The 18,631-nt window shown below is 38.6% G+C and carries 30 protein-coding genes; 28 read left to right on the top strand and 2 right to left on the bottom strand.

Annotated elements, in window-relative coordinates:
* Positions 1 to 9 precede the first annotated feature (9 nt).
* From rplE to DN392_RS25840, 26 genes are all read left to right on the top strand, one after another.
* The gene (rplE, locus tag DN392_RS25965; protein ID WP_001080829.1) at positions 10 to 549 is read left to right on the top strand and encodes a 50S ribosomal protein L5; all 540 of its coding nucleotides are present in this window, start codon (positions 10 to 12) and stop codon (positions 547 to 549) included.
* Positions 550 to 582: 33 nt separating this feature from the next.
* Positions 583 to 768 carry a 30S ribosomal protein S14 gene (rpsN, locus tag DN392_RS25960; RefSeq protein ID WP_001085700.1) on the top strand — a complete coding sequence of 62 codons (186 nt, stop codon included), beginning with the start codon at positions 583 to 585 and terminating at the stop codon, positions 766 to 768.
* A 29-nt stretch (positions 769 to 797) separates the two neighbouring features.
* Positions 798 to 1,196, top strand: coding sequence for a 30S ribosomal protein S8 (gene rpsH, locus DN392_RS25955; RefSeq protein ID WP_000245511.1), 399 nt, complete (start codon positions 798 to 800; stop codon positions 1,194 to 1,196).
* A gap of 32 nt (positions 1,197 to 1,228) precedes the next feature.
* Complete coding sequence (rplF, locus tag DN392_RS25950) at positions 1,229 to 1,768, top strand: 50S ribosomal protein L6 (protein ID WP_000086550.1); 540 nt, start codon at positions 1,229 to 1,231, stop codon at positions 1,766 to 1,768.
* Between the two features lie 31 nt (positions 1,769 to 1,799).
* Positions 1,800 to 2,162: a 50S ribosomal protein L18 gene (rplR, locus tag DN392_RS25945; protein WP_000628818.1), complete on the top strand. Its 363-nt coding sequence runs from the start codon at positions 1,800 to 1,802 to the stop codon at positions 2,160 to 2,162.
* A 21-nt stretch (positions 2,163 to 2,183) separates the two neighbouring features.
* Positions 2,184 to 2,684 carry a 30S ribosomal protein S5 gene (rpsE, locus tag DN392_RS25940; RefSeq protein ID WP_000554646.1) on the top strand — a complete coding sequence of 167 codons (501 nt, stop codon included), beginning with the start codon at positions 2,184 to 2,186 and terminating at the stop codon, positions 2,682 to 2,684.
* A 13-nt stretch (positions 2,685 to 2,697) separates the two neighbouring features.
* Positions 2,698 to 2,880: a 50S ribosomal protein L30 gene (rpmD, locus tag DN392_RS25935; RefSeq protein WP_001085232.1), complete on the top strand. Its 183-nt coding sequence runs from the start codon at positions 2,698 to 2,700 to the stop codon at positions 2,878 to 2,880.
* A 33-nt stretch (positions 2,881 to 2,913) separates the two neighbouring features.
* Positions 2,914 to 3,354 carry a 50S ribosomal protein L15 gene (gene rplO, locus DN392_RS25930; protein WP_000766083.1) on the top strand — a complete coding sequence of 147 codons (441 nt, stop codon included), beginning with the start codon at positions 2,914 to 2,916 and terminating at the stop codon, positions 3,352 to 3,354.
* Positions 3,354 to 4,655 (top strand): preprotein translocase subunit SecY, encoded by a 1,302-nt coding sequence (gene secY, locus DN392_RS25925; protein WP_000490119.1) that lies wholly within the window; start codon positions 3,354 to 3,356, stop codon positions 4,653 to 4,655. Before rplO ends, secY begins: the two co-directional genes overlap by 1 nt.
* Before the next feature lie 56 nt (positions 4,656 to 4,711).
* The gene (locus DN392_RS25920) at positions 4,712 to 5,362 is read left to right on the top strand and encodes an adenylate kinase (RefSeq protein ID WP_001048998.1); all 651 of its coding nucleotides are present in this window, start codon (positions 4,712 to 4,714) and stop codon (positions 5,360 to 5,362) included.
* Positions 5,362 to 6,108 carry a type I methionyl aminopeptidase gene (map, locus tag DN392_RS25915; RefSeq protein WP_000582534.1) on the top strand — a complete coding sequence of 249 codons (747 nt, stop codon included), beginning with the start codon at positions 5,362 to 5,364 and terminating at the stop codon, positions 6,106 to 6,108. Before DN392_RS25920 ends, map begins: the two co-directional genes overlap by 1 nt.
* A gap of 68 nt (positions 6,109 to 6,176) precedes the next feature.
* A complete protein-coding gene (gene infA / locus DN392_RS25910; protein ID WP_001029884.1) occupies positions 6,177 to 6,395 on the top strand; it encodes a translation initiation factor IF-1 in 219 nt (72 codons plus the stop codon).
* Between the two features lie 35 nt (positions 6,396 to 6,430).
* The gene (gene rpmJ / locus DN392_RS25905; RefSeq protein ID WP_000868344.1) at positions 6,431 to 6,544 is read left to right on the top strand and encodes a 50S ribosomal protein L36; all 114 of its coding nucleotides are present in this window, start codon (positions 6,431 to 6,433) and stop codon (positions 6,542 to 6,544) included.
* Positions 6,545 to 6,565: 21 nt separating this feature from the next.
* On the top strand, positions 6,566 to 6,931 hold the full coding sequence (rpsM, locus tag DN392_RS25900; protein ID WP_000090790.1) for a 30S ribosomal protein S13: 366 nt from the start codon (positions 6,566 to 6,568) through the stop codon (positions 6,929 to 6,931).
* A gap of 24 nt (positions 6,932 to 6,955) precedes the next feature.
* Positions 6,956 to 7,345, top strand: coding sequence for a 30S ribosomal protein S11 (gene rpsK / locus DN392_RS25895; protein ID WP_000101797.1), 390 nt, complete (start codon positions 6,956 to 6,958; stop codon positions 7,343 to 7,345).
* A gap of 180 nt (positions 7,346 to 7,525) precedes the next feature.
* On the top strand, positions 7,526 to 8,470 hold the full coding sequence (locus DN392_RS25890) for a DNA-directed RNA polymerase subunit alpha (protein WP_000569644.1): 945 nt from the start codon (positions 7,526 to 7,528) through the stop codon (positions 8,468 to 8,470).
* A 35-nt stretch (positions 8,471 to 8,505) separates the two neighbouring features.
* A complete protein-coding gene (rplQ, locus tag DN392_RS25885) occupies positions 8,506 to 8,868 on the top strand; it encodes a 50S ribosomal protein L17 (protein WP_000331490.1) in 363 nt (120 codons plus the stop codon).
* A 103-nt stretch (positions 8,869 to 8,971) separates the two neighbouring features.
* A complete protein-coding gene (locus DN392_RS25880) occupies positions 8,972 to 9,814 on the top strand; it encodes an energy-coupling factor ABC transporter ATP-binding protein (protein WP_000711780.1) in 843 nt (280 codons plus the stop codon).
* On the top strand, positions 9,790 to 10,671 hold the full coding sequence (locus DN392_RS25875) for an energy-coupling factor ABC transporter ATP-binding protein (RefSeq protein ID WP_000406519.1): 882 nt from the start codon (positions 9,790 to 9,792) through the stop codon (positions 10,669 to 10,671). The genes DN392_RS25880 and DN392_RS25875 overlap by 25 nt, the downstream gene beginning before the upstream one ends.
* The gene (locus DN392_RS25870) at positions 10,659 to 11,453 is read left to right on the top strand and encodes an energy-coupling factor transporter transmembrane component T family protein (protein ID WP_001186519.1); all 795 of its coding nucleotides are present in this window, start codon (positions 10,659 to 10,661) and stop codon (positions 11,451 to 11,453) included. Before DN392_RS25875 ends, DN392_RS25870 begins: the two co-directional genes overlap by 13 nt.
* Before the next feature lie 14 nt (positions 11,454 to 11,467).
* Entirely contained in the window at positions 11,468 to 12,211 is a 744-nt protein-coding gene (gene truA / locus DN392_RS25865; RefSeq protein WP_002109135.1) for a tRNA pseudouridine(38-40) synthase TruA, read from the top strand.
* 152 nt (positions 12,212 to 12,363) lie between these two features.
* Complete coding sequence (gene rplM, locus DN392_RS25860) at positions 12,364 to 12,801, top strand: 50S ribosomal protein L13 (protein WP_001260795.1); 438 nt, start codon at positions 12,364 to 12,366, stop codon at positions 12,799 to 12,801.
* A gap of 21 nt (positions 12,802 to 12,822) precedes the next feature.
* Positions 12,823 to 13,215 (top strand): 30S ribosomal protein S9, encoded by a 393-nt coding sequence (gene rpsI, locus DN392_RS25855; RefSeq protein WP_000079986.1) that lies wholly within the window; start codon positions 12,823 to 12,825, stop codon positions 13,213 to 13,215.
* A gap of 162 nt (positions 13,216 to 13,377) precedes the next feature.
* Positions 13,378 to 13,806, top strand: coding sequence for a YbaK family protein (locus tag DN392_RS25850; RefSeq protein ID WP_001101006.1), 429 nt, complete (start codon positions 13,378 to 13,380; stop codon positions 13,804 to 13,806).
* 66 nt (positions 13,807 to 13,872) lie between these two features.
* Positions 13,873 to 14,586, top strand: coding sequence for an N-acetylmuramoyl-L-alanine amidase CwlD (gene cwlD, locus DN392_RS25845; protein WP_000822446.1), 714 nt, complete (start codon positions 13,873 to 13,875; stop codon positions 14,584 to 14,586).
* A gap of 143 nt (positions 14,587 to 14,729) precedes the next feature.
* Positions 14,730 to 15,797, top strand: a complete 1,068-nt coding sequence (locus DN392_RS25840; RefSeq protein WP_000256610.1) for an Mrp/NBP35 family ATP-binding protein — start codon at positions 14,730 to 14,732, stop codon at positions 15,795 to 15,797.
* Positions 15,798 to 15,853: 56 nt separating this feature from the next.
* On the opposite strand, the gene gerD is transcribed toward DN392_RS25840, so the two are convergent.
* Positions 15,854 to 16,471, bottom strand: coding sequence for a spore germination protein GerD (gene gerD / locus DN392_RS25835; protein ID WP_000827523.1), 618 nt, complete (start codon positions 16,469 to 16,471; stop codon positions 15,854 to 15,856).
* A gap of 139 nt (positions 16,472 to 16,610) precedes the next feature.
* On the opposite strand from gerD, the gene kbaA reads away from it, so the two are divergent.
* Complete coding sequence (gene kbaA / locus DN392_RS25830; RefSeq protein WP_001088512.1) at positions 16,611 to 17,222, top strand: KinB signaling pathway activation protein KbaA; 612 nt, start codon at positions 16,611 to 16,613, stop codon at positions 17,220 to 17,222.
* Between the two features lie 127 nt (positions 17,223 to 17,349).
* Here kbaA and pdaB read toward each other — a convergent pair whose 3' ends face one another.
* A complete protein-coding gene (pdaB, locus tag DN392_RS25825) occupies positions 17,350 to 18,114 on the bottom strand; it encodes a polysaccharide deacetylase family sporulation protein PdaB (RefSeq protein WP_000464699.1) in 765 nt (254 codons plus the stop codon).
* A 170-nt stretch (positions 18,115 to 18,284) separates the two neighbouring features.
* Between pdaB and DN392_RS25820 the strand changes: the two genes are divergently transcribed.
* Complete coding sequence (locus DN392_RS25820; RefSeq protein WP_000900297.1) at positions 18,285 to 18,503, top strand: hypothetical protein; 219 nt, start codon at positions 18,285 to 18,287, stop codon at positions 18,501 to 18,503.
* The last annotated feature ends 128 nt before the right edge of the window (positions 18,504 to 18,631 follow it).

Genomic DNA, 18,631 nt, shown 5'->3' with positions numbered 1-18,631 from the left:
GTCACTTCATTGAATCGCCTTAAAGAGAAGTTCCAAAAGGAAATTACTCCTGCTCTAGTGAGCAAGTTTAACTATAAATCTGTGATGGAAGTACCGAAAATCGAAAAGATCGTAATCAACACTGGTGTTGGTGACGCGGTATCTAACTCAAAAGCTTTAGACAATGCAGTAGAAGAATTAACACAAATCGCAGGTCAAAAACCTGTTGTAACTCGTGCTAAAAAATCAATCGCTGGTTTCCGTCTTCGTGAAGGTATGCCAATCGGTGCGAAAGTAACTTTACGCGGCGAGCAAATGTATGAGTTCTTCGACAAATTAGTATCAGTTTCTTTACCACGTGTACGTGATTTCCGTGGTGTTTCTAAGAAATCATTCGATGGTCGTGGGAACTACACATTAGGTGTTAAAGAGCAACTTATCTTCCCTGAGATTGATTATGATAAAGTAAGCAAAGTCCGCGGTATGGACATCGTAATCGTTACTACAGCGAAAACTGATGAAGAAGCTCGTGAACTTTTAACACAATTCGGTATGCCATTCCAAAAATAATGGAAACCAACGCTAAGTAGAGGAGGCGAAAACGTGGCTAAAAAATCTATGATAGCGAAACAAAAGCGTACTCCTAAGTTTAAAGTACAAGAGTATACACGTTGCGAACGCTGCGGTCGTCCGCATTCTGTATACCGCAAATTTAAGCTTTGCCGTATTTGTTTCCGTGAACTTGCATATAAAGGTCAAATTCCTGGTGTTAAAAAAGCTAGTTGGTAAAACCCACAAATGGGAAGGAGGTAAAACACATGGTGATGACAGATCCAATTGCAGACATGCTTACTCGCATCCGTAATGCGAACATGGTACGTCATGAGAAATTAGAGGTTCCTGCTTCTAAAATCAAAAAAGAGATCGCTGAACTTTTAAAACGTGAAGGTTTCATTCGTGATGTAGAATACATCGAGGATAACAAACAAGGTATCCTTCGTATTTTCCTGAAATATGGTGCAAACAATGAACGTGTAATCACTGGATTAAAACGTATCAGTAAACCTGGCTTACGCGTTTACGCTAAAGCTGATGAAGTACCACGTGTACTTAACGGATTAGGTATCGCTCTTGTTTCTACATCTAAGGGAGTAATGACAGACAAAGACGCTCGTCAATTACAAACTGGTGGAGAAGTAGTAGCATACGTTTGGTAATATATATTTAAAACGAACGGAGGTGTGACCACATGTCTCGTATTGGTAAAAAGATTCTTGAAATCCCTGCAGGTGTTACTATTACAATTGCAGAAGACAATACTGTAGCAGTAAAAGGCCCTAAAGGTGAATTAACTCGTAAATTCAATGCTGATATGTCTATCAAAATTGAAGAAAATACACTAACAGTTGAGCGTCCATCTGAACAGAAGGAACACCGTGCATTACACGGTACAACTCGTGCTTTAATCGGAAACATGGTTGAAGGTGTAACTACAGGTTTCGCACGCGGACTTGAATTAGTCGGTGTTGGTTACCGTGCTCAAAAACAAGGAGATAAACTTGTATTAAGCGTAGGTTATTCTCATCCAGTAGAAATGACTCCGGAAGCAGGTCTTGAAGTTGAAGTACCTGTACCAACTAAAATCGTAATCAAAGGTATCGACAAGCAACGTGTTGGCGAATTTGCTGCTAACATCCGTGCTGTACGTGCTCCTGAGCCTTATAAAGGTAAAGGTATTCGTTACGAAGGCGAAGTTGTTCGTCGTAAAGAAGGTAAAACTGCTAAGTAAACCCGTTAGGTGAGAGAAAGGAGTGACAAGAATGATCACTAAAGCTGATAAAAATGCGACTCGTAAGAAAAGACATGCACGTGTACGTGCTAAACTTACTGGTACTGCAGAACGTCCACGTTTAAACGTGTTCCGTTCTAACCAACATATTTACGCTCAAGTTATTGATGATGTAAATGGTGTAACGTTAGTAAGTGCATCTACTCTTGATAAAGACCTTGCTCTTAACGGTACTAGCAATACTGAAGCTGCTACGAAAGTAGGAGAATCAGTTGCTAAGCGTGCTGTAGAGAAAGGCGTTAAAGAAGTAGTATTCGATCGCGGTGGTTACTTATACCATGGCCGTGTTAAAGCTCTAGCTGAGGCTGCTCGTGAGGCTGGATTACAATTTTAATGGTCAAAGGAGGGAAAATTGATGCATCGCATTGACCCAAGTAAATTAGAACTTGAAGAACGTGTAGTTACGATAAATCGTGTCGCGAAAGTTGTTAAGGGTGGTCGTCGTTTCCGCTTTGCTGCACTAGTTGTAGTTGGCGATAAAAACGGTCATGTTGGATTCGGTACTGGTAAAGCACAAGAGGTACCAGACGCAATCCGCAAAGCTATCGAAGACGCTAAGAAAAACTTAATCGCTGTACCATTAGTTGGTACAACAATTCCACACACAATCAACGGTCATTTTGGAGCTGGTGAAGTATTCTTAAAACCTGCTGCTGAAGGTACTGGTGTTATTGCTGGTGGACCTGTTCGTGCGGTACTTGAATTAGCTGGTGTACAAGATATTCTTTCGAAATCTCTTGGTTCTAACACACCAATCAACATGATTCGCGCTACTGTGAACGGATTAAGCGAACTTAAGCGCGCTGAAGATGTTGCAAAATTACGCGGTAAATCTGTAGAAGAGCTACTAGGTTAAGGAGGGAAAACAAATGGCGAAAAAGTTAGAAATTACCCTCACTCGTAGTGTAATTGGTCGTCCACAAGATCAACGTGCGACGGTAGAAGCTTTAGGTCTTAAAAAGTTGAATTCAACTGTAGTTAAGGAAGAAACTCCTGCTATTCTTGGTATGATCAACAAAGTTTCTCACCTTATAACTGTAACAGAAGCTTAAGGATAACTCATTAATATAAGGAGGTGCCTGGGAATGAAACTTCATGAATTAAAACCTGCAGAAGGTTCTCGTAAAGTACGTAACCGTGTCGGTCGTGGTATCGGTTCTGGTAACGGTAAAACTGCTGGTAAAGGTCATAAAGGACAAAACGCACGTTCTGGTGGCGGTGTTCGTCTTGGCTTCGAAGGTGGTCAAACTCCATTATTCCGTCGTTTACCAAAACGCGGCTTCACAAACATTAACCGTAAAGAGTTTACTATTGTAAACTTATCAACGTTAAATCGTTTTGAAGATGGTACAGAAGTAACACCTGAATTATTGCTGGAAACTGGCGTTATCAGCAAGTTAAACGACGGTGTTAAAATTCTTGCAAGCGGCGCAGTAGAGAAAAAATTAACTGTTAAAGCGCACAAGTTCTCTTCAAGTGCTAAAGAAGCAATTGAAGCAGCTGGCGGATCAGTTGAGGTGATCTAATGTTTCGTACAATCTCCAACTTTATGCGCGTTGCTGAGATAAGACGTAAAATATTATTCACTTTAGCGATGTTAATCGTATTCAGGATTGGCACGTTTATCCCAGTGCCATTTACAAATGGAGACGTACTGAAAGCACAAGATCAATTAAATGCCTTAGGTATCCTAAATACATTTGGCGGTGGCGCCTTGAAAAACTTCTCCATCTTCGCGATGGGAATCATGCCGTATATTACAGCATCCATCATCGTGCAATTATTGCAGATGGATGTTGTTCCTAAATTTTCGGAATGGTCGAAGCAAGGTGAAATGGGCCGTCGTAAACTAACGCAATTCACGCGTTACTTTACAATTGTTCTTGCGTTTATTCAGGGGTTTGGTATGTCAATCGGTTTTAACGGTATGGTAGGTGGGCAATTAATTTTGAATCCTGGTTGGAGCACTTATTTATACATTGCTACGGTACTGACTGCTGGTACTGCATTTTTAATGTGGTTAGGTGAACAGATTACAGCTAAAGGTGTAGGTAATGGTATTTCCATCCTTATCTTTGGCGGTATTGCCGCAGCGATCCCAAGTGTTATATCTCAAGTGTATCAACAACAGTTTCAAAATATCGGAGATCAATTGTTCATGAGTATCGTTAAAGTTGCATTGATCTTACTAGCTGTGCTAGCGGTTATTGTTGGTGTTATTTTCATTCAACAGGCTGTTAGAAAGATCCCAATTCAATATGCGAAGCGTGTAACAGGAGGGAATGGGAATCATGCTGGAGCACAAAACACACATTTACCGCTTAAGGTAAATAGTGCGGGTGTTATTCCAGTCATTTTTGCTGTTTCATTCTTAATTACGCCTCCAACTATTGCACAGTTCTTCCCGAATCATGATGTATCGCAGTGGATCATTGCAAACTTTAACTATTCTCACCCAGTGGGAATGATCATATATGTTGCGCTCATTGTAGCCTTCACATATTTCTATGCGTTTGTTCAGGTTAATCCAGAGCAAATGTCAGAGAATCTAAACAAACAAGGTGGATATGTTCCAGGTATTCGTCCGGGTAAGAATACGGAACAATATCTAACAAAAATCTTGTATCGTTTGACCTTTGTAGGATCAATTTTCCTAGCAGCGATTGCAATCTTACCAGTTATCTTTACGAAATTGGGAAATCTTCCTCCATCTGCACAGATTGGTGGAACGAGTATGTTAATCGTTGTCGGCGTTGCTTTAGAAACAATGAAGCAGCTAGAAAGTCAACTGGTAAAACGCCATTACAAAGGGTTTATCAAGCAATGAGTAAGTGGGAAGAATTGTCTTCCCTACATGCTCATGTACTCTGAGGGGGAACAAGGATGAACTTAATTTTAATGGGGCTTCCTGGTGCTGGTAAAGGTACACAAGCCGAACAGATTGTTGCCAAGTATAACATCCCTCACATTTCAACAGGAGATATGTTCCGTGCAGCTATGAAGGCTGAAACTGAAATGGGTCTACAAGCAAAATCTTTTATTGATAAAGGTGCACTTGTTCCAGATGAAGTTACAATCGGAATCGTTCGTGAACGTTTAAGTCAAGAAGACTGCGTAAGAGGTTTCTTACTAGACGGTTTCCCACGAACTGTTGCACAAGCATCAGCTCTTGAAGAGATTATGAAAGATCTTGGTAAAAAAATCGACTATGTTTTAAACATTAATGTGGATTCAGGGTTGTTATTAACACGCCTTACAGGCCGTCGCATTTGTAAAGAGTGCGGTGCGACTTACCACTTAGAATTCAATCCACCAGCAAAAGCTGATGTGTGCGATAAATGTGGTGGCGAATTATATCAACGCTCTGATGACAATGAAGAAACTGTGGCAAATCGTTTAGATGTAAATATTAAGCAAACAAAACCTTTGCTTGATTTCTACGAGGAGCTTGGTTACTTACAAAGCATTAATGGTGAGCAAGATATCAATAAAGTATTTGCTGATATCGATGTTCTCATCGGAGGCTTAGCGTAATGATCATCTGCAAAACTCCTCGCGAGATAGAAATCATGCGAGAAGCTGGCAGGATCGTTGCTTTAACTCATCAAGAGTTGAAACAGCATATTACTCCAGGAATTACAACGAAAGAGCTCGATCAAATAGCGGAAAAGACGATTCAAAAATATGGTGCTACGCCATCTTTTAAAGGATACAACGGATTTCCGGGGAGCATATGTGCTTCTGTAAATGAAGAGCTTGTACACGGAATTCCAGGGAAGCGCAAGCTCGAAGAGGGCGATATCATCAGTATCGATATTGGTGCGAAATACAATGGGTACCATGGAGATTCTGCATGGACGTATCCAGTTGGAAACATTTCTGAATCTGTTCAAAAGCTACTTGATGTCACAGAAAAATCGTTGTATCTTGGTCTAGAACAAGTAAAACCAGGCGAAAGATTATCAAATATCTCACATGCGGTTCAAACCCATGCTGAAGAGAATGGGTTCTCGATCGTTAGGGAGTATGTTGGTCACGGAATCGGGCAAGACTTACATGAGGACCCTCAAATCCCGCACTATGGTCCACCAAATAGAGGCCCTAGATTAAAGCCGGGAATGGTCATCTGTGTCGAGCCGATGGTGAATCAAGGAAGACGATATGTAAAAACACTATCTGATGACTGGACAGTGGTAACGGTAGATGGTAAATGGTGTGCACACTTTGAGCACACGATTGCTCTTACAGAAGCAGGATACGAAATCCTTACCACTTTATAAGTAGCTGGCTCTCCGGGATTTCAGAGCAGTGTAAAATGTTACTGATTTGAAGAAGGGAGAACTATTGAATGGCTAAAGATGATGTAATTGAAGTCGAAGGTACCGTTCTTGAAACGTTGCCAAATGCTATGTTCAAAGTAGAATTAGAGAATGGGCATGTCGTATTGGCTCACGTTTCTGGTAAAATCCGTATGAACTTCATTCGTATTTTACCAGGAGACAAAGTTACGGTAGAATTATCTCCGTACGATTTAAATCGTGGTCGTATTACGTACCGTTTTAAATAATATAGCACTCCGTAATCTTTAAGGAGGTTCGAGACATGAAAGTAAGACCGTCAGTTAAACCAATCTGCGAAAAATGTAAAGTTATTCGTAGACGTGGAAAAGTAATGGTTATTTGTGAAAACCCTAAACATAAACAAAAACAAGGTTAATCAGAAGGAGGTGCATTCAGAATGGCACGTATCGCAGGTGTAGATATTCCTCGAGACAAACGCGTTGTTATTTCTTTAACTTACGTATTCGGCATTGGTCGCACAACTGCTGAAAAAATTCTAACTGAAGCTGGTATTTCTTCAGAAACACGAGTTCGTGATTTAACGGAAGACGAACTAGGACGTATCCGTGATATCATCGATCGTATTAAAGTTGAGGGAGACCTTCGTCGTGAAGTATCTCTTAACATTAAACGTCTAATGGAGATCGGTTCTTACCGTGGTCTTCGTCACCGTCGTGGTTTACCAGTTCGTGGTCAAAACTCTAAAAACAATGCTCGTACACGTAAAGGTCCACGTCGTACAGTAGCAAATAAAAAGAAATAATAAGTAAAGGAGGTTGAACTAACAATGGCACGTAAAACAAACACTCGTAAAAAACGTGTGAAAAAGAATATTGAAGCTGGTATAGCTCATATTCGTTCTACTTTCAACAACACAATCGTAACACTTACAGATACTCATGGTAACGCACTTTCTTGGTCTAGTGCTGGTGCACTTGGTTTCCGTGGATCTCGTAAGTCTACTCCATTCGCTGCGCAAATGGCTGCTGAAGCTGCTGCTAAAGTTGCAATGGAGCACGGTTTAAAAACTTTAGAGGTTACTGTTAAAGGTCCTGGTGCTGGTCGTGAAGCTGCAATTCGTGCTCTTCAAGCTGCAGGTCTAGAAGTAACAGCAATTAGAGATGTTACTCCAGTTCCTCATAATGGATGTCGTCCACCAAAACGTCGTCGTGTGTAATTTTTCTGTATAGAATTTTCCCTTTTGTCTATAATGGATATGATGCATTATCGAGAAATTTCGTACAGAAACATCGCTTGTTGTGCACAATCGGGAACTGCCTAAGGGGGACTTTCGGTTAGACAGGGGGTATCCCTTTGTTTAACCGGGGTTTCGACGTTTTGAAGGAGGGTTTAGTTAATGATTGAAATCGAAAAGCCGAAAATCGAAACGGTTGAACTTAACGAAGATGCTAAATATGGTAAATTCGTAATTGAACCGCTTGAGCGTGGATATGGTACTACTTTGGGTAACTCCTTACGTCGTATTCTTTTATCCTCACTCCCTGGTGCCGCTGTTACTGCTATCCAAATCGATGGCGTATTACATGAATTTTCAACAGTTGAGGGCGTAGTAGAAGACGTTACGACGATCATCTTAAACTTGAAAAAGTTAGCTCTTAAAATCTACTCTGAAGAAGAGAAGACGTTGGAAATTGATGTGCAGGGCGAAGGTATTGTCACAGCTGCTGATATTACTCACGATAGTGATGTAGAAATCTTAAATCCAGATTTACACATTGCAACGTTAGCAAAAAATGCGCATTTCCGCATGCGTTTAACTGCAAAGCGTGGCCGTGGGTATACGCCAGCTGATGCAAATAAAAGCGAAGATCAACCAATAGGAGTAATTCCTATTGATTCTATTTATACTCCAGTATCACGTGTGACTTACCAAGTGGAAAAGACACGTGTCGGACAAGTGGCTAATTATGATAAGCTTACGCTTGATGTATGGACGGATGGAAGCATCGGGCCAAAAGAAGCTATCTCTTTAGGTGCCAAAATCTTAACTGAGCATTTAAATATCTTTGTTGGTTTAACTGATGAAGCACAAAATGCTGAGATTATGGTCGAGAAGGAAGAAGATCAAAAAGAGAAAGTTCTTGAGATGACTATCGAAGAACTAGATCTTTCTGTTCGTTCTTATAATTGCCTAAAACGTGCAGGAATTAATACTGTACAAGAGCTTGCGAACAAAACAGAAGAAGATATGATGAAAGTTCGTAACTTAGGACGTAAATCCTTAGAAGAAGTTAAACATAAACTTGAGGAATTAGGTTTAGGTTTACGTAAAGACGACTGAGGATTTAAACCCATCAACAAAGGAGGGAACTACGAATGGCATACAGAAAATTAGGCCGTACAAGTGCGCAACGTAAAGCTATGTTACGTGATTTAGCTACTGATTTAATTATCAACGAGCGCATCCAAACGACAGAAACTCGTGCAAAAGAACTTCGTTCTGTAGTGGAAAAAATGATCACTTTAGGTAAACGCGGAGATCTTCACGCTCGTCGTCAAGCAGCAGCTTTCATTCGCAATGAAGTAGCTAACGCTGAGACTGGTCAAGATGCACTTCAAAAATTATTCGCTGATGTAGCTCCACGCTATGCTGAGCGCCAAGGCGGATACACTCGTATTGCAAAAATTGGTCCACGTCGCGGAGACGCAGCACCAATGGTAATTATCGAGTTAGTATAATGATAATTAAAAGGGCAGGACAGTTCTTTTCAAGAAACTGGTCATGGCCCTTTTTTTTAAATATAAAAATAGGCTAACTTGGCGAAGGAAAGGGTGCCTTGTATTGAAAAAAGAGAAACTTCGGACAGAGAATATATCATTTCAATATCCTGGGGCAGCCACTTATGCATTAAAAGATGTTTCATTTTCCTTGTATGAGGGAGAATGGGTATCTGTTATTGGACAAAATGGTTCAGGGAAGTCTACACTTGCAAAATTATTGAATGGTTTGTTTTTGCCGGAAGCAGGGACTATTACAGTAAATGATACAATGGTTTTATCAGAGGAAACGGTATGGGATGTTCGAAAACAAATTGGGATGGTATTTCAAAATCCAGATAATCAATTTGTTGGAACGACAGTGCAAGACGACGTTGTTTTTGGCTTAGAGAATATCGGAATGCCAAGAGAGAAAATGGTAGAAAGATTAGATCAGGCCCTCAAACTTGTCCGTATGGAAGATTTTCTTAATGATGAACCTCATTCGTTATCTGGTGGGCAAAAGCAGCGAGTGGCAATAGCAGGCGTTTTAGCACTTCAGCCATCTATTTTGATATTAGATGAAGCAACGTCAATGCTAGATCCTCAAGGGAGACGTGAAGTAGTAGAAACGGTTAGACAACTTGTTAATCAAAAAGGTATTACCGTGTTATCAATTACGCACGATTTAGAAGAAGCGGCGCAATCAGACCGTGTCATTATTTTAAATAAGGGAGAAATATTAGAGGAAGGGACTCCAAAGCAAATATTCAAGTCCTCTCATATGCTCCAAGAAATTGGATTAGATGTACCATTTTCAGTGAAAATAGCAGAATTATTAAAAAGAAATGAAATTCTCTTGCAAAATACGCATCTTACAATGGAAAGCTTGGTGAACGAACTTTGGAGATTACATTCCAAAAAGTAGAACATCGTTATCAATATAAAACTCCATTTGAAAGACGCGCACTTTATGATGTAGACGTGTCGTTTCCAAGTGGGGGCTATTATGCCATTATCGGTCATACTGGTTCAGGTAAGTCGACGATGATTCAACATTTAAATGGTTTATTGCAGCCGACGAATGGCACAGTTCAAATTGGTGAACATTTCATTTCGGCAGGAAAGAAAGAAAAAAAGCTAAAGCCACTACGTAAAAAGGTAGGGGTTGTCTTTCAATTCCCAGAACATCAGTTGTTTGAAGAGACTGTGGAGAAGGATATTTGTTTCGGCCCTACTAATTTTGGGGTATCTGTAGAAGAAGCGAAGCAAAAGGCAAGAGAGGCAATTGAACTTGTAGGGTTAGAGCCAGAACTGTTAACACGTTCACCGTTTGAGTTAAGTGGTGGGCAAATGAGGCGTGTTGCGATAGCGGGTGTATTGGCGATGGAACCCGAAGTGCTTGTATTAGATGAACCTACAGCAGGACTAGATCCAAAAGGGCAGAATGAACTTATGGAGATGTTTTATAAGCTGCATAAGGAAAAAGGTCTTACAGTTATCCTAGTAACACATAATATGGAGGATGCTGCTAAGTATGCGGAGCAGATTGTAGTCATGCATAAAGGAACGGTCTTTTTGCAAGGAAGTGCAGAGGAAGTATTTTCACATGCTGATGAACTAGAGAAAATTGGCGTGGATCTTCCTATGTCTTTAAAGTATAAACGTGCAATTGAAGAGAAGTTTGGCATTTCAATCCCAAAGGCTACCTTATCTTTAGAGGATCTTACTCATGAAGTTGTGCAGGTGTTACGAAAAGGTGGTCATGAATCATGCAGCAGTTGATTATTGGAAGATATATTCCAGGGAAGTCTCTTATTCATCAACTTGATCCACGTACGAAGCTGCTGATTGTCTTTTTATATGTATTTGTTGTTTTCTTAGCAAATAATGCGATTTCATATGGATTTTTATTTTTATATGCACTCATTGCTTTATTTTTTGCAAAAGTGCCGATTCGTTATGTACTTTCGGGCTTAAAACCAATTCTATGGATTTTTCTTTTTACATTTTTCCTGCATATTTTTACAAATAAAGAAGGGGAAGTACTATTCCAGCTTGGTTGGTTTTCGATACATGAAAAAGGATTAGAGCAAGGGATATACATTTCTATACGATTCTTCGTTATTATTTTAATGACGACATTATTAACGTTAACGACGACACCTATTGAGATTACAGATGGTTTGGAGACGTTATTAAAGCCGTTGAAACGTATAAAAGTTCCTGTTCATGAAATCGCATTAATGATGTCAATTTCTCTTCGTTTTATTCCGACATTAATGGATGAAACAAGTAAAATAATGAAGGCACAAGCTTCACGTGGTATTGATTTCGCAGGAGGACCGATAAAAGATAGGATAAAAGCTATTATCTCACTACTCGTTCCTCTATTTATCAGTGCTTTTAAGCGTGCTGAGGACTTAGCAATTGCTATGGAAGCACGTGGGTATCAAAATGGCGAAGGACGTACTAAATTTAGGCAACTACGCTGGAAAACAAGCGATACAGTAACGATTATAAGCTTACTTTGTTTAGCTTGTATTTTGGCATGGGTGCGATCGTAATGGAGAATAGAGAAATGGATAGAATAAAATGTACGGTTGCATATGATGGCATGCATTTTTGTGGTTATCAAATTCAGCCGCAGCATCGTACTGTTCAACAAGAGATTGAGAAAGCTTTGCAGAAATTGCATAAAGGAGAACTTGTTCGTGTTCAGGCATCGGGCAGAACGGATTCTACTGTTCACGCTAAAGGACAAGTCATACACTTTGATACACCGTTGTCTCTTGAAGAGTGGCAATGGAGTAATGCATTAAACACAATGTTGCCAGATGATATTGTTATCAGACAGGTAGAGAAAAAAACAGAAGAATTTCATGCGCGTTACGGTGTCGAGAGAAAAGAATATCGTTATCGTGTATTATTATCAAAGACTGCGGATGTATTCCGTAGAAATTACGTATATCAATATCCATATCCGCTCGAAATAAGCTCTATAAGAAAAGCGATTCCTTATTTTATTGGAACGCATGATTTCACTTCTTTTTGTTCGGCAAAAACTGACAAAAAAGATAAAGTGCGAACGATTTATGAAATTGAGTTAATTGAGCAAGGCGATGAATTAATTTTTCGTTTTGTAGGTAATGGATTTTTATATAATATGGTCAGAATTATTGTTGGTACGTTACTTAGCGTAGGGCAAGGAAAGCTTGATCCTGATAGCATTTCAGAGATTTTAGCGAAACAAAATCGTCAGTTTGCTGGAAAGATGGCTCCAGGTCATGGACTTTACTTATGGCAGGTAAACTATAACAACTAATCCTGGTGTAACATTTGCTTGACATTAGAAACTCAAAAGTATATCATAACATATGGTATTGTTTCTAAAACCACGATTAGCCCCGGAAGGAAATCGTGTTTAAGATAAACAATAGATTTTTTCTATGGAAAAGATAACGAGGAGGGAAACACATGCGTACGACTTTTATGGCAAAAGCTAACGAAGTTGAGCGTAAATGGTATGTGGTTGATGCTGAAGGTCAAACTTTAGGTCGCCTATCTACTGAAGTAGCATCTATTTTACGCGGTAAAAACAAACCTACATTTACACCACACGTTGACACGGGTGATCATGTAATTATTATTAACGCTGAAAAAATTCATTTAACAGGTAATAAATTAAACGATAAAATTTACTACCGTCACACTAACCACCCAGGTGGACTTAAACAAAGAACAGCTCTAGAAATGCGTACAAACTACCCTGTACAAATGTTAGAGCTTGCAATTAAAGGGATGCTTCCAAAAGGACGTTTAGGACGTCAAGTATCTAAGAAATTAAACGTGTATGCTGGAGCAGAGCATCCACACCAAGCACAAAAACCAGAAGTTTACGAACTTCGCGGATAATCAATTAAAGGAGGGCTTACTTTGGCACAGGTTCAATACTATGGCACTGGACGTCGTAAGAGTTCAGTAGCGCGCGTACGCCTAGTTCCAGGCGAAGGACGCGTTATCATTAACGGTCGTGATTTTGAAAACTATATCCCATTTGCTGCATTACGTGAAGTAGTGAAACAACCTCTAGTTGCAACAGAAACTTTAGGTAACTACGATGTACTTGTAAACGTAAATGGTGGTGGATACACTGGTCAAGCTGGTGCTATTCGTCACGGTATTTCTCGCGCTTTATTAAAAGCTGATCCAGAATACCGTCTAACACTAAAACGTGCAGGTCTATTAACTCGTGACGCACGTATGAAAGAGCGTAAAAAATACGGTCTTAAAGGCGCACGTCGTGCACCTCAGTTCTCAAAACGTTAATTTTTGCGAACTACAAACCCCAACCATTTTGGTTGGGGTTTTTTTATGTTTCATTCCTCTTTTGTAATTTTTGTAGTTTGGAATATTTTAGTGCTATTCTCTCGCGTATGCTTCTTCTTTAGAAGTTTAGACTAATACGTATTAGGGAGGTTTATAAGTGCTATGAATGTCATTGTCAGCTTACAAGAAAAACAAAAAGAAAAGCAGTTGAAATATGAACGGAAGATGCTGCGAGAATTATCATTAAAAACATTACGTTCAAATATTAGGGATGCCTTTCAGATGCAGGAACTTCATCGTCAGTATGAAGATTACTGTATTGAATTAGGGATAGAATCGTATTTATTAGGAGCGAGATACAGTAAGTTTGGTTATTATGGTGAATCATTCTTTGATGTAAAATATAGAGCCTTAGAAGAAGAGCAACAATTAACGGAAACACTATTTCAATTTTTAACGAGCATGACTATGCGGGAAATTAAGTTACAAGATGAGGAATTACTTTTTGAATCTTGCCAGCAGTTTATCGGCTTATGGTGGCAGGAAGGATATGAAAAAGGTGAAAGAAGATATCGATTAAAGCTTCATTAAGACAAGCATAAACTTTCCTCTTGTCCCATATAAGTAATTAGAGGGACTAGCTGGAGGAGGAAAGGTATGAAGAGAATTCGAATTATCTCTTTTGCACTCGCTGCGGTTGTTTTGTTTTTTTTAGTTAAACAAGAATTTCAAATTACAAAATCGTGGCGAGCTTGGAATTTACCCTTGTCGGGGAAAGTGATTGTATTGGATGCTGGGCATGGTGGGCCAGACGGAGGGGCTGTTGGTGGAAAAGATATTATAGAAAAAGATATTACGCTTGAGATTACAAAGAAGGTACAAGATTATTTACAAGAACAAGGTGCACTAGTTATTTTAACACGTGAGGGAGATTATGATTTAGCTCAGAAAGATACAAAATCATATAGTAGACGTAAAGCAGAGGATTTAAAAAAGCGTGTAGAGATTATTAATAAGCCTGATGTAGACTTTTTTGCGAGTATTCATTTAAATGCTTTAACTAGCAGTGGATCGAAAGGCGCACAAACGTTCTACTACCGTTCTTCGGTTGAAAATGAACGTGCTGCGAAATTTATACAAGCTGAATTGAGAACGAGTTTAGAGAATACGAATCGTTCTGCTAAAACAATTTCTCATGTGTATTTATTAAAGTATGCGAAAACACCAGGTGCTTTAATTGAAGCTGGCTTTTTATCGAATGTAAACGAAAGGTATATGTTAAATTCGGAGAAATATCAGCAAAAGGTAGCGGCTGCAGTATATCGTGGTATATTACGTTATTTCACGGAAAAAGGGAATCCTCCAGAATAAGGAGGATTTTTTGAGTTTCTCTCGTTAACGAAGTTTTCCGAAAATATGTTATACTGGAAATGTAAACGCATTTATTTCAAAAATAAAGAGAGATAAATTTAATTAACATTACGTTATTTTTCATACAGGGGGCTGGGCTAACAATGGTAACGAAAGAGCAAGTAGTGGAAGCGTTAGAAGGGATTGTAGATCCGTTTTTACATAAAACGTTAAAAGAAACAGGTGCAATTAAAGAGGTAACAGTTAAGCCTGAGAAGGAACATGTAAGTGTTAAAATTGCAATTGTAAAAACCGGTACAGCGGAACAAATGCAATTGCAATCTGGAATTGTAAAGTTAGTAAAAGAACTAGGGGCAGCAACAGTAGGGCTTCGCTTTGCAGAATTTACAGAAGAGGAATTAGCTCAGTTTGCACCGGAACAGGAAGAAGAGCAAACTGAATCTTTATTGTCACCAAATTCAAAAACAACATTTTTAGCAGTGGCGAGTGGAAAAGGTGGAGTCGGAAAATCAACAGTTTCTGTTAACCTTGCCATTGCTTTAGCTCGTTTAGGTAAAAAGGTTGGTATCATTGATGCTGATATTTATGGTTTTAGCGTACCGGATATGATGGGGATAGAAAAACGTCCTGTTGTAAGAGGAGATAGAATCATTCCAGTGGAGCGTCTAGGTGTAAAGGTAATTTCAATGGGATTCTTTGTAGAAGATAATGCACCGGTTATTTGGAGAGGCCCTATGCTTGGGAAAATGTTAAATCACTTCTTTACAGAAGTAGAGTGGGGCGATTTAGACTATTTAGTTTTAGATTTACCACCGGGTACAGGTGATGTTGCGCTAGACTTACATTCAATGTTGCCAGCTTGTAAAGAGATTATTGTAACAACGCCACATCCAACAGCGGCATTTGTGGCAGCGCGTGCTGGAGCCATGGCTTTACGTACAGAACATAGTATTCTTGGTGTTGTTGAAAATATGGCGTATTTTGAAAGTAAAACAACTGGTGAAAAAGAATATGTGTTTGGAAGAGGTGGAGGAGATAAATTAGCTACAGAACTTCAAACAGAAGTACTTGGCCGAATCCCGCTTCAACAACCTGATTGGAATAAAGATGACTTTGCGCCTTCAGTATATGAAGATACACATACGACGGGTCTTATTTATCGTACGATAGCTGAGACAGTAATTGATAAAATAGCTGTCACACAAAAATAAAATAATAATGAGTGGACGATACATATATTGTCCACTCATTATTATAATTATTATTTTTACTGTTGCTCCTTTTTACCGTCTTGGGAACCACCTTCACCGCCTGCTTCTTTTTTATCAGATCCACTTTTTTCGGCCTTTTGTACACCTTTACTAATAATATCAATCATCTTAGCTTGGAAGAGTGGGCTTTCAGCAGTTTCTGTTAGTACTTGTTGTAAATATTGGCGGTATTCTTTGCTCTTCATTGTTTGTAACATCATTTTTTCTACTTCAGGATTTTTCATAATTTCTATAACGCCTGCTTGGTATTCAGGGTCTTTTAGTAATGTTTTCATTAAGGTTGTTTGTTCTTTTCCCATACTTTTAGCGAATTTCGATGAGAACTCAGGGTCTTTAAAGAGCTTTTCCCAGAATTGTTGCCCTTTGTCGGATACCATTGCATCTTCAATCGTTTTCTTTACTACTGTTTCATCTAGTATGAGTGCTTGTTTCATTTTTTCATCAGTTAACACATCTTGAATGGCTTTCTTACCTTGATCGGTTTTTAAAATATCAACAATCATTTTCTTCGTTTGATCGTAATCAAGTTCGGACTTTGCTTCTTTTCCTTGTGCACATGCTACAAGTACAAGAAATAGAAAAGAAGAAGTCAAAACGAGCAGCATCCGTTTCATAAGTTGGAACTCCTTTCAACACAGTTCTCTCTTTTTAATATAAATATCTTTAAGGAATTTATACATGAACATGGCTAGCTTTTTGAAATTGTCATTGATACAATTTAATTAGAAATATAAGGATAATGGGGGATGTGTTGTGAATAGCCGCAAGTGGGTACGACTGTTTTTTACGACGTTGTTTCTTGGTGGGATTAGCACGGTCATTATTGGATTTGTTTTGGAGTGGGACAAGTACGTTAAATTTTTTCAAAATTTCGACGGAAAGGAGATTTTAGCAGTTTCCTTCTGGTTGATGGGTGTAGGATTTATTTTTAGTGTTATAAGTCAAATGGGGTTCTTTGCCTATTTAACAATCCATCGTTTTGGACTGGGGATGTTTAGGTCACCTTCTTTATGGAATGCAGTCCAGCTCTTCTTTATTGCATTCGTTTTATTTGATTTCGTGTATTTAAGATCCATATTGATTGCAAATGGGGAAGTTTCGTTAGGGAATAACATACTTGTTGCAGGTGTATTATTTATGTTTGGGGCGATTGTTGCTTACATAAAAAGTAAAGAAACGAATAGAAAGGCATTTGTGCCCGCTTTGTTCTTTATGGTTGTTGTAACAATTCTTGAGTGGGTACCAGCGCTTCGTATTAATGACACAGATTGGTTGTATTTAATGGTGATACCACTTTTATTATGTAATGCATATCAGTTACTTATATTACATCGTTTAATTGGAAAGGCGAGTAAGTCGGCTTAAGTAAGAGAGATTTTTGAGTTTTTATGCAGGGTGGTTGTACGAATATAAATATCGGGATGAAAAAAGCTCTACTACCTTAATGATAGGTAGTAGAGCTTTTTATGTGTGAAGGCACGAGGGAAAAGAATTACCTTACATCTTTACTTTTTGTACTTGTGTTAGAAATAAGTTGTGATACCGATATTTGCTCATATCCGTCACTCTTTAATTTTTGCAGAAGCAGTGGTAAAGCTTTATTTGTTTGAAGGGCAGAATCGGATGCATGTAATAAGACGATATCTCCACCTTTTAAATTAGTAGAGACATTGGAAACGATATTGTTTACACCTGGGTTTTTCCAGTCGTTTGAGTTATTACTCCAATGGACGATGGTGTATCCGAGTGATTCTGCTATTTTAAGTGTTGCTTTGTTAAAGTCTCCACTAGGTGGACGTAATAGTTTGACTTGTTTCACACCAAGTTTTGTAAAAACATCTTGTGCTCGTAAAAGATCTCTTCGTATTTCATTTGCCTCTAGAGAAGTGTAGGACGTGTAATTATAGCCCATACTACCGATTTCATGTCCATCTTTTATGATGCGTTCAACAACATCAGGATGTCTTTCTGCCCATGCAGCAGAAACGAAGAAGGTTGCATTCTTAATGTCTCTTTCTTTAAGTGTATCAAGGATTGGAATTGCTTTTTTGTCTCCCCAACTAATATCAAACGTGAATGCAACTTGTTTTTTAGAGGTGTCTCCTTTGTAAATAACTTTAGGTCCTGTCGCAGTTGAAAAAGCAGATTCATGTGAATATGTTTTTAAAAAGAGAAGCCATGCTGTAAATAAGGAAAGTATCACTATTAAGCTAATGTGTTTAAAAGCTCGTTTACTCGTAATAAAAAAGAAAAACATAATATTACGCCCCTTTGTCCAATCCTTTTCAGTTACATATATGCTTTAAATATTAAAAAGAGAACAAAGGATTAATATCGTAAGCAGTGGATATAATGAATGATAGGATTTTGATAAGTGAAAATGAGCGTAACGTTTATTGCTTTGTAAGAAATGATTGAGGTGAGGATTTGCTTGGGTTTATGTTAACAAAAGAAGAGAAAAAAGAAATGGAATACATATTGAAGAGAGAGTTAGAAGAACTGTTATTTGATTTTGAAGATGAACGTATTCATGACGTTGTAAAAAAGGCGATGGAAGAAAGATATAAAATCATTTTTTGTTTGTTTCGAAGAGTCGCTAATGCAGAAGAGTGTATGCGTTATGTAAGGAAAAGAATTTTTTATTAAAAAGTGTTGACGTTAATGGTTATTATATGATAAATTAATAACCGTCGCTGATGCGGAAACGCAGAAAACGACAAAAAAAGAAATTGAAAAACTTAGTTGACATTGAAAAACGAAGATGTTAACATAAG

Origin of the sequence: Bacillus sp. BB51/4 (genome assembly GCF_008368845.1) — a bacterium.
Taxonomy (GTDB): domain Bacteria; phylum Bacillota; class Bacilli; order Bacillales; family Bacillaceae_G; genus Bacillus_A; species Bacillus_A wiedmannii.
This window is presented reverse-complemented; position numbering and strand designations above follow the sequence as displayed.